Source organism: Duganella rivi (genome assembly GCF_009857435.1).
GTDB lineage: Bacteria > Pseudomonadota > Gammaproteobacteria > Burkholderiales > Burkholderiaceae_D > Rugamonas > Rugamonas rivi.
Genome location: NZ_WWCK01000009.1, coordinates 59,084 through 76,358, shown reverse-complemented (window position 1 = coordinate 76,358; position 17,275 = coordinate 59,084). Strand labels below are relative to the sequence as shown.

Here is a 17,275-nt window from a genome sequence, read left to right as displayed (position 1 = left end):
AGGCTTAGGCCGCAACGGCGGTCATTATGTACTGCCACGGCAGCGCGTCCTCGACTGCCACCACCGGGTCAACGCCGCTGGCGCCGGCCATCATGCGGATCGCCGGCAGGTATTTTTCGCGCGCCGGCTCGTCCACGATGCGGGCGCTGCCGCCGCTGATCTGGAAGCCGGTCTGTTGCAGCATCTCCAGCATCACGCCGCGCGTGAAGATGCGCTTGCGGGATTTTTCGATGCCGCCCGGGCCGTAGCGAAGGTCGCCGGCGTTGAGGCGCGCTTGCATGCTCCAGTGCTGGAAGTTGCGCAGCGCGATGACGATCTTGCCGCCCGGTGCGATGTTGGTACGGATCTTTTGCAGCAGGCTCCACGGATCGTCGAGCTTTTCCAGGGCTTCGTCCAGCACCCAGCAATCGGCGCCGCGTACGTGATCCCAAAGGTCGGCGCCGGCTTGTTCGATGTGGGCGTTGAAGACGAAATCACAGTGCGGACGCGCGGCCTGGGCCGGTGCAGGATCGGCTTCGATGCCGGTGTAGTGGGCCAGCGGATTGCGCGCGCGGTAGGCTTTGGCGAAAGCGCCGTCGCGGCAGCCCAGCTCTACTACTTTGCGGGCGTTGGTTGGTACCAGGTTGAGCAGGTCGGCGTTGAATTCGCCGCCGCTGCTCGGCAGGTCATAGTGGTAGCCACCGGTGCGGATGACCGTGCCTTGCCAGTCGTGCTTGATGAACTGGCGGCTAGGCTCGCGGCTGAAATCGTCACGTACCCAGTCGACGCCGTACAGCAGGTTGGACGCGCCTGCTTGATGCAGGGCGATCATGGCCGGAATCAGCGGCGCGCCGTGCTTGATCGGCAGCGGCCACTGGCGCATCACTTCGATGTTGACCAGCATGCAGGCCGGGTGCAGGTATGGGATGGCATCTGGCGCGGACGCATCGCGGCTGTGGCCGGATTCGTTGACCCACTGCAGATTGCCGACGCCGTACATCTCCGGTTTCAAATAGCTGTGCAGCGATTCGAGGAAGCCCGGCTTGAGGATTTCTACGTCGGAATCGAGGAACAGCACTTCGCCCGACAAGCCAAGGTGGCCCATGGCCCACGCCATGCCGGGGCCATGGTGGATGTTGTAGCCGAACGGGATGAACTCGACGTTCTCGTAGCCATCGGTGATGGCGCGGATTTGTTCGGCCACGTCAGGGTTGGAGCCGTCGATAATGTAGACGCGGTTGGTGTAGAACTGGCGCAGCGTGCGCAGCAGCGCTTCAATCAAATCCGGCGCGTTGTACGAGACGGCCACGATAGGGATCTGGTCAATGCGCACTGGTGCGGCAGGCGTTTCGTCCGATGGATGCACGGCGTGCGCCGGTGCTGCCAGACGCGGTGCGGCTGGCTTGGCAACTTTCAGCAGCGCGGTTTCCATATTGCGCACGAAGCGCGGGCTGTCGAATAGCGCGCAAGTCAGGCGGTTGGCTTGCAGTTGGCGCTTCATCGAAGCGATGCGCTGCGGGTTGTTGGCCAGTTCGACGGCTTTCTCTTCGTAGTCTTCGAAACTGTGGGTAATCAGCTGCGGCAGATCGACTGCGCGCAGCAGGCTACCGGCCATGCGCGAGGAGAAGGTCTGGCCGGCGCACGTCAGCAGCGGCAGGCCGGCCCACAGTGCATCGCTGGCGGTGGTGCCGGCGTTGAACGGGAAGGTGTCGAGGAACAGGTCGGCCAACTGGTAGCGCGCCAGATATTCGGCGGGCACAGCGCGGGTGTTGAAGATGATGCGGCTGCGGTCGATGCCGGCTTGCTCGGCGTAGCGGAACAGGTTCTCGCGTACTTCCGGGTAATCGGCCACCAGCCACAGCACCGAGTTCGGCACGCGGCGCAGGATGTTCATCCACACCTCGAACAGGTCGGGCGTGAACTTGAAATTGTTGTTGAACGAGCAGAAGACAAACGCGTCTTCCGGCAGGTTGACCGAGGCGCGGGTCGGCTTGGCGGCGATGGCGCGCTGGCGGTCGTTGATCTGGAAGCAGTCCGGCAGGTACAGCGGCTTCTCGGTGAAGTGCTCGGTCATTTCCGGCGTGATCAGGAACTCGTCGGCAATCACGTAATCAACGCCGGGCAGGCCGGTGCTGCCTGGGAAGCCGAGGTAGGTCAGCTGCACCGGCGCTGGACGGTAGGCCAGGATTTGCGGGCGGGCGCCGAGGGTCAGGCCATGCAGGTCGACCAGGATGTCGATTTCGTGGGCACGGATGGTGCGCGCGGCTTGCTCGTCGCTCAGCTTGTCGATGCGGATGTAGTGATCCATGGCCTTGACCACGCGGGCGCGGATCGGCGAACCGTCCTCGCGGCTCCAGCTGAAGGCGTAGACCTCGAACTTGTTGCGGTCGTGCAGTTCGTACAGCTCGGCGGTCAGGATGGACACCGCGTGCGAGCAAAAGTCCGACGACAGGTAGCCGATGCGCAGGCGGTTGTGGCCGTAGCCATGGGCGCCGGTCAGCGGCGCGACGGCGGCGTTGATCTTCTCGTTGACGAAACGCTTGGCGGCGGCCAGCTGCATGGCTGGATCGGCGGAGGCGCTGAGCATGGCCAGTGCCGAGGTGCCTTCCATCATGGTGGCGACCGAGATGTGTTCGAGGCCGGCGTACACCGGCCACTCGCACTGCTTCTGGCGCAGGTGCACCCAGTGCGTCATCACATTGGCTTGCTGCGGATCGACGCCGAGGCTGACGGCCAGCATGGCTTCTGCTTCCGGGTAGCGCTTCTGGATTTCCAGCAGGCGGCCGAGATTGTTGAGCGTTTGGATGTAGAGCGTGGTGTTGGTCTTGATGTCCGGTTCGATCGGATCGGACAGGATGGACTTCCACATGGCCAGCGCGTCGTTCGGGCGGCCGGTGCGTTCCAGCAGGGTGCCGAGATTCAGGCGTGCTTCAACGAAGTTCGGGTTTTGCGCGATGGCGCGGCGCAGCACCAGTTCGGCGCCGGGATCGTCGCCTGCATTGGACAGCACCACGGCCAGATTGAAGCAGGCTGCGTAGGCCAGCGGCGACGGCGTGTGGTCGATCCAGGTGCGGTACAGGGCGATGGCGGCCGGCAATTGGCCGCTTTCTTGCAGGACTGCCGCCGCGCCAAACAGGTCACCGATGGAGAGGACGCCTTGGGCGGCCATGCCCATGACAGTGCCCAGAGGGCTGGTATCGACAGGGGCTGGTGCTGCAGGTGCTTGTACGGTCATAGCTGAGCTTCGGATTGAACCACAAAAGTAAGCCCTATCATACCTTTTTGTAGCTAGGTAAGGGGCAACTTTTGGCTCTGGAGCAAGACTGTAAAACGCCCGCTGCTCAAGCCTTAGGCAACTCCGGGGTCAGTTCTGCCAATCGGACACGAGCCCTGCTGTAGCGGGCGCTACAGCAGGGCTCGTGTCCGATTGGCAGAACTGACCCCGACTTTAATTACCGGTTAGGGACGGTGAACCAGCTGGTGGTGTGCTCCTGCACCGGCGATTTGCCGTTGATGGCGGCGGCAAAGCCTTGCAGGCCTTGGGCGGCGCTGTATTGCTTGAGGGCGTCGCTCAGTGCTTGGGCGCTACTATCGGCCAGGGCCGCATCGGCTGCCGGTTTCAGCACATCCAGCTGTTGCGTTTGCGCCGCAGGCGCCGCGCCCGCTGCCGCGTAGCCGCCGATTGCATTGCTCAAGCCGCTCACTTGCTGTTGCAGGCTGGCAGTGGATGTTGCTGCCTGTTTCTGCGCTAGGAACCATGCGTCGGCACTTTCGTGAGTGCTGCCGTCGGTGCTGGTGTAGCTCGAGGTCAGGCCGATGATGTTGCCGTTTTGCTGGACCAAGGTGCTGTTGGCCTTGGTGCTGATCGCGGCAATGTTCAGCTGCGCCAGCGTTTTCAGCTCATCGGCCTGGCTGACGCCGTCCGAGTTGCTGTCCACCCACACGCGCAGGGCCGCGTAGGCGCTGTCGGCGCTGGTGAGCTGGCCGTCGCCGTTGCTGTCCAGCGCTTGCAGGGCGGCGTAGCCGTCGCCGGCTTTGCTGCCGTTGGCCAAGGTGGTGCCGCTGCCGAACAGTTCGCCGCCGTCGTTGATGATGCCGTCGCCATTGCGATCGAGAGCCAGCAGGCCGTCGTGGGCGTCCACCCAGCCGGTTTGCACGGCTTTGCCTTCACCACGGATGTCGAACTGCACGCCCGCCGCGATGCTCAGGGTTTGCACGCCGTTGCCGTCCAGGTCGAGGATCAGCGGCGTGGCGTAGTTGACCGAGCCCGATGGCAGCGCCATGGTCTGGGTGACCGACATGGCCGCCACTTGGGCGCCGGTGAAGGCGTCCGCCTGCGACACGGTCAGCGAGGTCAGGCCCGCCGTTGCCAGCGCCGGCACTTGCGTGGCGGTGAAGGCTTGCAGCTGGGCGTTGGTGAAGACGATCAGCTGGCTGGTCTTGATGCCGGCCACTTGCGCGGTCGTCAAACCGGCAATCTGGTCGGTGGACAGGTAGCCGATCTGCGCATTGGTCAGCGCGCCCAGCTGCACGGTAGTCCATGCACCGAGCTGGTCGGTGCTGAAGCCGTTGATCTGGGCTGCGTCGAGGGCGCTGATCTGCGCCACTTTCAGCGCCGCCATTTGCGTGGTGGTCAGTGCGCCGGACTGGCTGCTGCTCAGCGCGTTTAGCTGGCTGGCCGACAGGGCCTGGATTTGCGCCGTGCCGAAGGCTTGCAGCTGGTCGGTCAGCAGCACGCCCATCTGGTCGACGGTCAGGGCAATGATCTGGCTCAGCTTGATCGAGGCGATTTGGTCGGTGGTCAGCGCCTGCACCTGGGTGTTGGACAGCGCGCCCAGCTGGATGGTGCTCAGGTAGCCGATCTGCGCGGTACGCAGCGCTGCGATCTGGCCGGTGCTGAAGGCGACCAGCTGGTCTACCGTCATCGCGCCTAGCTGCGCGCTGGTCAGCGCCTGGATCTGGGCGGTGTTCAGGCCGACCAGCTTGGCGGTGTCGATGCTGGAGATCGGCAGCGTGCCCAGCGCGGCGATGTCGGCCGTGGTCAGCACGTTCAGCTGCGCGGTGGACAGGCCGGTGACGGCGTCCACGCTCAATGCGGCCGCTTGCTGCGTGCTCAGCGCTTGCAGCTGGTCGCTGGTGAACACACCGATCTGGCTGGCGCCAATGGCGTTGATTTGCAGGGTTTTCAGGCCGCGAATCTGCGCCGTGGTCAGCGCCACGGTTTGGTCGCTGCTCAGGCCGGTGAACTGGCCGGCGCTCAGGGCTGCCATGTCTTGCGTGTCGATGGCGGCAATTTGCGCGGTGCTGAAGGCGGCGATCTGGTCGGCGCTCAGCGCCTGCATTTGCGCGGTGTTGAGACCGGTCATCTGGCTGGCGCTCAGCGCTACCAGCTGGTCGGTGTTGAGGCCGGCGGTTTGTACCGTGGTCAGGCCGGCAATCTGTGCCGTGCGCAGCGACTGGATCTGGTCGCTGGTCAGCGCGTTCAGGTTGTCGATGCTGAAGCCGTAGGCCAGTTGCTGCGTGCTCAGCGCAACAATGTGCGCGGTGTCCAGCGCCACCACTTGCTCGCTGGCGAGGCCGTTGATCAACTGGCTGGTGGTGAAGGCCACCAGTTGCGTGGTGCTCAGGGCGTTCAGCTGGTCGCTGGTCAGCACCGCTACTTGCGTTGCTTGCAGCGAAGTGATCTGGCGCGTGGCAAGGGCGTTCAGGTCGACGGTTTCCAGTGCGATCACCTGGTCGTTGGTCAGCGAGGCGATTTGCTGGGTAGTCAGGGTCGACGCCTGCGACGTGGTCAGCGCGATGATCTGGTCGGTGGTCAGGGTTGCCACTTGCGCCGTGGTCAGGGTGGCCGATTGCGCGGTGCGCAGGGCAACAATCTGATCGGTGGTCAAGGCGGCAATCGAGGCCACGCCAACGCCGTAGGCCAGCTGGTTGGTGGTCAAGGCGCTGATGTGGGCGCTGTCCAGCGTCACCAATTGGTCGGTGGTCAAGCCGTAGCCGATCTGGTTGGTGGTCAGCGCGGCCAGCTCGGTGGTGGTCAGGCTGTTCAGCTGGTCGCTGCGCAGGGCGGCAACCTGGTCAGTGTTCAGGGCTACCATCTGGCGGGTGGTGAACGAGGACAGGTCTTGCGTTTCCAGCGCCACGATCTGGTCGGTAGTCAGCGAGGTGACTTGCTGCGTGGTCAGGGTCGTGGCCTGCGCGGTGCTCAAGGCAACGATTTGATCCGTGGTCAGCGCTGCTACCTGGCCGGTGGTCAGGGTGGCGCTTTGCGCGGTGCGCAAGGCGGCCAGCTGGTCGGTGGTCAAGGTGGCGATGGCGTCGGTGCTGATGCCGTAAGCCAGCTGATTGGTGGTCAGCGCCGTGATGTGGGCGGTGTCCAGCGCGGTCAGCTGGTCGGTGGTGAGACCGTTGATCAGTTGCAGGGTGGTCAGCGCGGTCAGCTCGGCCGTGGTCAGGCCGTTCAGCTGGTCGCTGCTCAGCACGGTGATCTGGTCGCTGGTCAGCGCCACCATTTGACGGGTGGTGAACGAGGATAGGTCTTGCGTTTCCAGCGCCACGATCTGGTCGGTGGTCAGCGCAGCAACTTGCTTGGTAGCCAAGGTCGATGCTTGCAGCGTGGTCAACGCGACGATTTGCGCGGTGCTGAGGCCGGCGCTGATCTGGTCGGTGGTCAAGGTGCTGACTTGCGCCGTCGACAGCGTAGCGAACTGGTCGGTCAGCAGCGCTTGCAGCTGGTCGGTGTTGAGCAGGTTGAACTGCGTCGTGCTCAGCGCCGCGAGGTCGCGCGTTTCCAGCGCGGCCACCTGGTCGGTGGTCAGGCCGGCCAGTTGCATGCTGTTCAGGGCACGCACTTGCTGGGTCACCAGTGCCACGATCTGGTCGGTGGTCAGGGCGCCGAACTGGTCGGATTGCAGTACGCGCACGGCGTTGGTGCTCAGCACGGCAAACTGGTCGGTGGTCAGTGCGCTCAGCTGGTCGGTATTCAGCGACACAGCCTGGCTGGTGGTCAGCGCGCCGACTTGTGCGGTGCTCAGCTGGCTGAACTGGCTGGCCGTCAGCGAGCTCAACATGGCCGTGGTCAGCGCGGTGAAGGCGCTGGTGGACAGGGCGTTCAACTGGTCGCTGGTCAGCGCCGCGAACTGCGCGGTGTTGAAGGCAGCCAGCTGGGCGCTGCGCAGAGCGACGAAGTCCTCGGTGCTGAGGGCGCTCACCTGGTCGGTGGTCATGGCGCCGATTTGCGCCGAGTTCAGCGTGGTGATCTGCGCGGTGGTCAGCGCGACGATCTGGTCGGTCTTCAGTGCGGCCACTTGGTCGCTGCCGAGGCCGGCCACTTGCGCGGTGGTCAGGACGCTGACGATGTCGGTGGTCAGCGCCGCCACGTTGGCGGTGGTGATGGCGGCGATCTGCGCGGTTTTCAGTAGCACGAAGTCGCGGGTTTCCAGCGCATCCAATTGGTTGCTGCTGAGGGCGGCGACTTGGGCGGTGGTCAGGGCCACCGCTTGTTCGCTGGTCAGCGCCACCATTTGATCGGTGGTAATCGCACCGAACTGGGCCGCATTCAGCGCGCCGATCTGGCTGCTGGACAAGGTGGTGAAGTTGTCGGTGCTGATGGCGGCAATCTGGTTGCTGGTCAGCGCGTTCAACTGGCGCGTGCCGAGGTTGTCGATTTGGGTCGAAGTCAATGCGGCGATCTGGTCGGTGGTCAGCGACGATGCTTGGGCCGAGGTCAGGGCGTCGATCTGGTCGGTGGTCAGGTTTTGCAACTGATCTTGCGTCAGCGTGATCAGCTGGTTGGTGGTCAGCGCGGCGATCTGCGAGGTCTTCAGCGCGATCACGGCGTCAGTGGTCAGCGCCTGGAACTGGCTGGTCGACAGCGCCACCAGCTGCGCCGTGCCCAAGGCGACGGCTTGCGCGGTGGTCAATGCGCCGACGTGGGCCAGGTCAAGCTGGCTGATCTGCTGGGTGGTCAGGGCGGCGATCTGGTTGCTGACCAGTGCGGCCAAATCTTCCAGTTCCATGGCGGCCAGTTGATCCGAACCCAGTGCGACGATTTGCGCGCTGGACAACTGGCTTGCTTGCGCGGTGCTCAGGAAGATGATCTGGTCGCTGCCCAGCGCGTGGAATTGCGCCGAGGTCAGCGCGTTCAGCTGGGCGCTGCCGAGGCCTTGCACTTGGTCGTAAATCAGGGCGTTCAGCTGCTGGCTGCTCAGCGCTTGCAGCTGGTTCGATTTCAGCGCGGCCAGGTCGTCAGTTTCCAGCGCTTGCACTTGCTGGGTAGTCAGTACGGCCAGCTGGTTGGTGCCCAGCGCTTGCGCTTGCTGGGTGGTCAGGGCGGCGATGCGATCGACGGTCAGCGACTGGATCTGGTCGCTGCTCAAGGCGAGGATTTGCGAGGTCTTCAGCGTGGCCACGTCTTCCAGCTCGATGGCGCCGAGCTGGGCAGTAGTCAGCAGGGCGATTTGCGCCGTGCTCAGCAGGCCGTATTGGGCGGTGGTCAACTGGATGATCTGGTCGCTGCCCAGCGCTTGCAGTTGCGCGCTGGTCAGTGCGCCCAGTTGCACCAGGCCGAGGCTTTGCAGCTGGTAGTCGAGTAGGCTGTTGAGCTGGTTGGTGTTGAGCGCGGCCACTTGCTGCGATTTCAGCGCGAACAGGTCGGTCGTGCTCAAGGCCTGGATCTGTGCCGAGTTCAGGGCTTGCAGCTGGGCGCTGTTCAGCGCTTGCGCTTGGGCCGAGTTCATCACGGCGATGCGGTCCGGCGCCAGCGCCTGGATCTGGGCGGTGCTCAGCACCGACACTTGCAGCGTCTTCAGCGCGGCAAAGTCGTCCTGCTCGATGATGCTCAGTTGCTTGGTGCTCAGGGCCGCCACTTGCGCGGTGCCCAGCAGCGCGAACTGCTGCGTGGTCAGTGCAACGATCTGGTCGGTGTTGAGCGACTGTACCTGGGCGCTGCTGAAGGTGTTCAGCTGGGTGCCGGTCAGCGCTTGCACCTGGGTGTTGGACAGCACGCCGATCTGATCGCTGTTCAGCACGCTTACTTGCGCGGTTTTCAGTGCGGTGATGTCGTCAGCCGACAGCGCTTGCACCTGGGCGGTGCCAAGCGCGGCCACTTGCTGCGTCAGCATATTGCCGAATTGCAGGGTGGTCAGGGCGGCGATCTGGTCGGTGGACAGCAGGACCACTTGCGCGGTTTTCAGCGCGTTGATCTGCGAGGTCTTCATTGCGGCCAAGTCTTCCAGTTCCAGCGCTTTCAACTGGTCGCTGCTGAGGACGCCGACGCCGTCGGTGCTGAGGGCGCCGATCTGGTTGGTTTTCAGGGCAACGATCTGGTTGGTTTTCAGCGCGGCGATCTGGGCTGTGCTGAGGCCGGCGATTTGCTGGGTGGTCAGCGCCTGGATTTGGTCGCTGCTGAGGTTGGCCAGCGAGCCGAGTGCGGCCAGCTGCGCCGCGCTCAGGGCGGCAAAGTCTTCGGTGCCGAAAGCGCCGATCTGGTCGGAGCTCATCGAGGCCAGTTGGGCCGTGGTCAGCGCGGCAACCTGGTTGCTGGTCAGTGCAAATACCTGATCGGTGCTCAGCGAGACCACTTGCGCGGTCAGCAGGGAAGCCACTTGCGCCGATTTCAGCGCCACCATTTCATCGGTGCTCAGTGCGGCCAGTTGGCCGGTGCTCATGCTGGCGATCTGGCCGGTGGCGAGGCCGCCGACTTGTTGCGTGGTCAGCGCGGCAATTTGCGACGTCAGCAGGGTCTGGAATTGCGCCGTGGTCAGCGCGGCCAGCTGGGCGGTGCCCATGGCTTGCAGCTGGGTGGTGGTGATGGCGTCCAGCTGGTTGCTGCTCAACACTTGCAGTTGCGCCGATTTCAGCGCGGCGAGGTCTTGCGTTTCCAGCGCCTGTACCTGGGCGGTGCCCAGTGCGGCCACTTGTTGCGTGGCCAGGGTCGATACTTGCAGCGTGCTCAGGCCGGCGATCTGGTCGCTGTTCAGCAGCGCGATCTGGCTGGTCTTGAGGGCGTTGACTTGCGCGGTTTTCAGCGCGGCCAAGTCTTCGGTTTCCAAGGCCGCTACCTGGCTGGCGCTCAGTGCTTGCAGCTGGGCGCTGGACAGGTTGGATGCTTGCAGCGTGGTCAGCGCAACGATTTGCTCGCTGGCCAGCGACTGGAATTGCGCGGTGCTCAGCGCGTTGATCTGTGCGGTGCTCAGGGCGCGGAACTGGTCGCTCAACAGTGCGTCCAGCTGGCCGGTGGTCAATGCCGCGACTTGCGAGGTCTTCAGCGCGACGATGTCGGCGGTGGAGAACGCTTGCAACTGCGCGCTGCCCAGTGCCACCAGTTGCGAGGTGGAGAGGCTGCTGATTTGCAGCGTGTTCAACGCAGCCGCTTGCTCGGTGCTCAGGCCGGCGATCTGATTGGTGGTCAGCGCAGCGATCTGTTGGGTGCGCAGCACGTTCAGGTCTTGTGTTTCCAGCGCGTTGATCTGGTCGGAACCGAGCGCAGCCACTTGCTGGGTGCCGAGATTGCTCACTTGTAGCGTGCTCAGGGCAACGATCTGCGCGCTGTTCAGGCTGGCGATCTGGCTGGTTTTCAGTGCCGCGATCTGCTGGGTTTTCAGCACGGACAGGGTGTCGGTGCCGAGCGCGACCAGCTGGTCGCTGCTCAGCAGTTGCACCTGGCCGGTGCTGAGTGAACTCGCTTGCGCGGTACTCAGCAGCGCCACTTGCGCGGTCGCCAGCGCTTGCAGTTGCGCGCTGGTCAGCGCGTTCAGCTGTACCGTGGTCAGGGCGTGCACTTGGTCGCTGGTCAGGATGTTGAGATTTTCCGTGCCGAGGCCGGTGATCTGGCTGCTGGTGAGGGCGGCCAGATCGCGTGTTTCAATCGCCACTACTTGATTGGTTTCCAGCGCGCCCAGCTGGCGCGTGCTCAGGCTGGCGATTTGCTGCGTGGTCAGCGCTACGATCTGGTCGCTGGTCAGCAGGTTGATCTGACTGGTAGACAAAGCTGCCAGCTGCGCGGTTTTCAGCGCGGCAAAGTCGGCGGTTTCCAGTGCTTGCAATTGCGCGCTGGTCAGGGCGGCCACTTGCTGGGTGCCCAGGGTCGACGCTTGCAGCGTGCTCAGGGCGACGATTTGTGCGGTGTCCAACGAGCGCAGCTGGTTGCTGCTCAGGGCGTTGATCTGGGCCGTGCCCAGAGCTTGCACTTGGGCCGTGGTCAGTGCGCCCAGACTGTCGGTGCTGAGGCCGGCGACTTGCTGGGTGGTCAGCGCGATCAGGTCGCGGGTTTCCAGCGCGGCGATCTGGTCGCTGGTCAGCGCGTTCAACTGGCGGCTGCTCAGGGCGGCCACTTGCTGCGAATTCAGCGCGACGATTTGATCGGTGCTGAGCAGGCTGACTTGCGCCGTGCCCAGTGCGGCGATCTGCGCGGTTTTCAGGGCGTTGAGGTCGGCCGTTTCCAGCGCTTGCAGCTGGTCGCTGGTCAGCGCGGCAATGTGGGTGGTGCTCAGGCTGGACGCTTGCAGCGTGCTCAGGGCGACGATCTGTGCCGTGTCCAGTGCGCGCAGCTGGTTGGTGCTCAAGGCGCCAAGCTGGGCGGTGCCCAGGGCTTGCACTTGGGCAGTGGTCAGTGCGTTCAGGTTGTCGGTGCTGAGGCCGCTCATTTGCGCGGTGGTCAGCGCGATCAGGTCGCGGGTTTCGATGGCGACAATCTGATCGGTGGCCAGCGCGTTCAGCTGGCGGCTGCTCAAGGCGGCCACTTGCTGCGAGTTCAGCGCCACGATCTGGTCGGTGCCCAGCAGGTTGATCTGGGCGGTGCCGAGTGCTGCCACTTGCTGGGTTTTCAGCGCGGCCACGTCATGCGTGCCGAAGGCGGCCAACTGGTCGCTGCTGAGGGCGGCGATCTGCTGGGTCAGCAAGTTGCTGATTTGCAGAGTGCTCAGGGCAACGATCTGGTCGGTGGACAGGCTGCGTACCTGGTTGGTGTTCAGGGCAGCCAACTGGGCTGTGCTCAGTGCGCCTACCTGGCTGCTGGTCAGCGCGTTCAATGCGTCGGTGCCAAGGCCGGCCACTTGCGCGGTTTGCAGGGCGATCAGGTCGCGCGTTTCAATCGCGGCAATCTGGGCGCTGTCGAGCGCGGACAGCTGGCGCGTGGTCAGTGCCGCCACTTGCTGCGAGTTCAGCGCCACCACTTGCGCGGTGGTCAGGTAGCCGATTTGATCGCTGCTGAGGGCGACGATTTGCGCGCTCTTCAGCGCGTTGAGGTCGGCGGTTTCCAGCGCCTGCACCTGGTCGCTGGTGAGGGCAGCCACTTGCTGCGTGGTCAGGGTCGACGCTTGCAGCGTGCTCAGGCCAGCGATCTGAGCCGTGCCCAGCGCTTGCAGTTGTTGCGTGGTCAGCGACGCGGTCTGCTGGGTTTTCAGCGCGGCAAGTTGCGTCAGTTCCAGTGCAGCAACTGCGGTGGTGGTCAGGGCGGCGATTTGTACCGAGGTCAACGCGCCCAGATCCAGCGTTTCCATGGCGTTCAGCTGGTCGGTCGACAGCGCGGCCACTTGGCGGGTGGCCAGTGCCGCCGCTTGCTGCGAGGTCAGCGCGACGATTTGGTCGGTGGTGACGGCGGCGATCTGATTCGTGCTCAGCGCGTTGAGCTGGCTGGTCTTCAGCGCGGCCCAGTCGGCGGTGGTCAGCACGGCCACCTGGCTGGTCAGCAGGTAGCCGATCTGCGCGGTGGTGAAGGCGGTGATTTGCAGCGTGGTCAGCGCGCCCAGCTGGGCGCTGCTCAGGATCTGGACTTGATCCGAGCTCAGTTGCACGATCTGGTCGGTCTTCAGCGCGGCGATTTGGGCCGGCGTCAGCGTCGAGATGCCCTTGGTGCCCAGGCCCAGCAACTGGCTGGTCTTCAGTGCGGCAAAGTCTTGCGTTTCCATCGCGGCCAGTTGCTCGGTGGACAGCGCGTTCAGCTGGGTCGAGGTCAGAGCGGCGGCTTGGGCGGTGGTCAGGGCCACGATCAGGGCGGTGTTCAGCGAACCGATCTGATCCGAAGTCAGGGCCACGATCTGGCTGGTTTTCAGAACCGCGAAGTCGCGCGTTTCCAGCGCGTTGATCTGGTCGGTCGACAGGGCGGCCAGGTCGGCGGTGCTGAGCACGCCGATCTGCACGGTGTTCAAAGCGACGATCTGGTCGGTGGTCAGGGCGGTGGCTTGCGCGGTGGTCAGCGCGGCCAGCACGGTCGAGGTCAGCGCAGATACTTGGTCGGTGGTCAGCGCGGCCACGGCAGCGGTGCCGATGGCGCCCACTTGCTTCGATTGCAGCGCGGCGAGGTCGGCGCTGGACATGACGACGATCTGGTCGCTGCTCAAGGCGGCAATTTGTTGCGAGCTCAGCGCGGCCACGTGCTGCGAGGTCAGCGCGGCGGCTTGAGCGCTATCGAGCGCGGCGATATGGGCCGTGGTCAGGGCGGCGATCTGCTGGGTTTTCAGCGCGGCCACGTCTTGCGTTTCCAGCGCGGCCAGTTGCGCGGTCGACAGCGCAGCAATTTGACGTGTGGTCAGCACGGCGCTTTGGGCGGTGGTCAGGGCCACGATCTGGTCGCTGGTCAGCGCGGCGATCTGGGCGGTGTTGAAGGCGGCCAGCACGGTCGAAGTCAGGGCCGCAACTTGGGCCGTGGTCAGTGCGGCCACCGCGTTGCTGCTCAAGGCCAGCGCTTGCTGCGATTGCAGGGCGGCCAGGTCTTGGGTTTCCAGCGCGGCCACCTGGTCGGTGCCGAGCTTGGCCACTTGCGCGGTACTCAGCGCGGCGACTTGCTGCGAGCGCAGGCCGGCGATTTGCGCGGTGTTGAGCGCGATGATCTGGTTGCTGTTCAGCGCGACGATCTGGGCCGTGGTGAAGGCAGCCACGTCTTGCGTTTCCAGCGCGTTGATCTGATCGGTGGTCAGCGAGGTGACTTGACGCGTGGTCAAGGCGCCCGCTTGCAGCGTGGTCAGGGCGATGATTTGATCGGTGCTCAGCAGCGCGATCTGGCCGGTGGTGAACGAGCTCAGCACGGCGGTGCTCAGTGCGGCGATCTGCGTGGTGGTCAGTGCGGCCACGGAATTGCTGCTCAGAGCGGCGACTTGCTGCGATTGCAGCGCGGCCAGCGCCGACGATTGCATGGCGTTGATCTGGTCGGTCGACAGCGCCGCCACCTGGCGCGTGGTCAGTACCGATACTTGCTGCGAGGTCAGGCCGATGATTTGTTCGGTGCCGAGCGCCACCAGCTGCGCGGTGGTGAGGGCGGCGATCTGCGCGGTCTTCAGCGCGGCCAGATCTTGGGTTTCCAGCGCGGCGACTTGGGCGGTGCTGAGGGCGGCAATTTGCTGCGTGGTCAGCGAGGTGGCCTGGGCCGTGGTCAGGCTGACGATCTGGTCGCTGTCGAGCGCGGCCATTTGCCTGGTGCTCAGCGACGCGATTTGCGCAGTGGTCAGCGCCGCTACTTGCCTGGTGCTGAGGGCGGCAATGCCGCCGGTGGTCAGGCCGTTCAACTGGCTGGTGCGCAGGGCCGCGAGGTCGGCGGTTTCCAGTGCTGCGAGCTGATCGGTGGTCAGCGCGGCCAATTGCTGCGAGCCCAGCGCATTGGCTTGGGCAGTGTTCAGGGCGACGATCTGGTCGGTGCTCAGGGCGGCAACCGCGCCAGTGCTGAAGGCGGCAATCTGCTGCGATTTCAGGCTGGACAGGGTGCTGGTGCTCAATGCCGCGGCTTGCTGCGTCGACAGCGCAGCGATTTGCTGGGTGCCGAGGCCGGTGGCTTGGGTGGTGCCCAGCACGGCGACCTGGTCGGTGCTCAGGGCGGCCAGCTGTTTGGTTTGCAGGGCGCTGATTTGCGCCGAGGTCAGCGCGCTTACTTGATCGGTGCCAAGCGCCGCAATGCCGGCGGTGCTGATGGACGCCACTTGCTGGCTGCGCAGGGCGGCCAAATCTTGCGTTTCAACAGCGGCCAGTTGCGCAGTGCTCAGCGCGGCGATTTGCTGGGTGCCGAGGTTGGATGCTTGGGCTGTGGTCAGTGCAGCGATCTGGTCGGTACCGAGTGCGCCCAGTTGCGCAGTGCTCAGCACGGCCAGTTGCGCAGTCTTCATGGCGGCAATATCGCGCGTTTCGATGACGGCGATCTGGGTGCTGCTCAAGGCCGCCACTTGCGCGCTGGTCAGCGCGGCGATTTGCATGGTGTTGAGGGCGACGATCTGATCCGTGCTCAGCGCGCGCACTTGCGCGGTCGGCATGGCGACGATCTGCGCGGTGCTCAGGGCGGCCAGCTGGTCGGTGCTCAGTACGGCGGTGGTGGCGGTGCTCAGCGCTGCCACTTGCTGGCTCTTGAGCGCGGCGAAGTCTTGCGTTTCCATCGCGGCCAGCTGGGTGCTGCTCATCTGGCTCAGTTGCTGGGTGGTCAGCGCCACCACTTGCTGCGTGCTCAGGGCAACGATCTGGTCGGTGCTCAGGGTGGCGAACTGGCGCGTGGTCAGTGCGGCGATTTGCTGCGTGCTGAGGCCGATGATCTGGTCGGTGCCCAGCGCGGCAATCTGCGCCGTGGTCAGGGCGATGATTTGCGAGGTCTTCAGCGCGCGCAGGTCGCGGGTTTCCATGGCGGCGATTTGCGCGCTGCTCAGGACGGCGATTTGCTGGCTGGTCAGCGCGCTGGCTTGAGCGGTGCTGAGGCCGATGATCTGGTCGCTGCTCAGGGCCGACAACTGGCCGCTGCTCAAGGTCGACACTTGCGCCGTGGTCAGCGCCGCCACTTGCTCGGTGGCCAGCGCGGCGATGTTGGCGGTGCTCAGGCCGGCCAACTGGCTGGTGCGGATGGCGGCCAGGTCTTGCGTTTCCAGCGCGCGCACTTGTTCGCTGTCGAGAGCGGCCAATTGTTGCGAGCTCAGCGCATTGGTTTGCGCAGTCTTCAGGGCAACGATTTGATCGGTAGTCAGCGCGCCGACGCCGGCGGTAGTGAGGGCGGCAACTTGCTGGGTTTTCAGCGCGGCCAAATCCTGCGTTTCCAGCGCGGCAATTTGCGCCGTGCTCAAGGCAGCGATCTGCTGGGTGGCGAGGCTGCTCGCTTGCGCGGTGGTCAATGCAGCGATCTGGTCGCTGTTGAGGGCGTTCAGCTGGGCGCTGGCCAGTGCGTTCAGCTGCGCGGTTTTCATGGCGGCCACGTCGGCCGTTTCAATCGCTGCCACTTGGGCGTTGCTCAGGGCTTGCACTTGCGCGCTGGTCAGCGCGGCGGTTTGGGCCGTGGTCAGGGCGACGACTTGGTTGGTGCTGAGGCTGCGCACCTGGGCGCTGGTCAGGCTCGCCACCTGGGCGGTGGTCAGCGAAGCCAGCTGGTCGGTGTCGAGCGCGGCAATGGCGGTGGTACTAAGTGCGCCCAGTTGCACGCTCTTGAGGGCGACCAGGTCTTGCGTTTCCATCGCGGCCAATTGAGCGCTGGACATCTGGCTCAGTTGCAGCGTGGTCAGCGCCGCCGATTGCGCGGCGCTCAGGGAAATGATCTGGTCGCTGGTCAGCGCGGCGAATTGTTTGGTGCTGAGCGCGGCGATTTGCTGCGTCTTCAAGGTCGACAGGCCATCGGTGCCGATGGCCGCCAGTTGCGCGGTGCTGAGGGCGTTGATCAGCGCGGTGGACAGATTAGCGGTTTGCTTGGTGCCGAGCGCAGCCATCTGGCTGGTGCTCAAGGCGCCGAGCTGGCTCACGGCCAGCGCGTTCAGCTGCTTGGTGCCCAGGGCGCTGATGTCGTCGGTTTCAATGGCAGCCACTTGCTGCGTCGTCAGCGAAGCGATCTGGCTGGTTTGCAGCGCCACCAGCTGATCCGAGCTCAGCGCGACGATCTGATTGCTCACCAGCGTGCGCAGCAGGGCGGTGTTGATGGCCGCCACTTGCTGGGTGCGCAGGGCGGCGATGTCATCGGTGGCGATAATGGCGAACTGGGCTGCCGTCAGGGAGTTCAGTTGCGCGGTGGTCAGGGCGGCGTATTGATCGCTGAGCAGGCCGACCAGCTGGTTGGTGCTCAGGTTCGCCATCTGCGTGCTGCTCAGGGCCTGGATTTGGCGCGTGCTCAGCCCGTAGCCGAGCTGGTCGGTGCTGAGGGCTTGCAAGTTCTGGATCGAGAGCGCCCGCAGCTGGCTGGTGCCAAGATAACCCAGTTGTTCCGTGCTGAATGCAGTCATTTGCAAGGTCGAAAAGAAACCCATGTCAGCAGTCGTCAAAGAGGCGATCTGCTTGCTTTGCAGGCTGGCGATATCGGCAGTGGATAAACCGGGGATGATAGATGGCATGTTTAATATTCTCCTGACGG

General features: G+C 64.5%; 2 protein-coding genes. Both read right to left on the bottom strand.

Features of this window, described 5'->3' with window-relative positions:
• Positions 1 to 4: 4 nt before the first annotated feature.
• A complete protein-coding gene (locus GTP45_RS26770) occupies positions 5 to 3,214 on the bottom strand; it encodes an O-linked N-acetylglucosamine transferase family protein (protein ID WP_161016883.1) in 3,210 nt (1,069 codons plus the stop codon).
• A gap of 217 nt (positions 3,215 to 3,431) precedes the next feature.
• Positions 3,432 to 17,255 carry an SPM autocatalytic domain-containing protein gene (locus GTP45_RS26765; RefSeq protein WP_161016882.1) on the bottom strand — a complete coding sequence of 4,608 codons (13,824 nt, stop codon included), beginning with the start codon at positions 17,253 to 17,255 and terminating at the stop codon, positions 3,432 to 3,434.
• Positions 17,256 to 17,275: the final 20 nt, after the last annotated feature.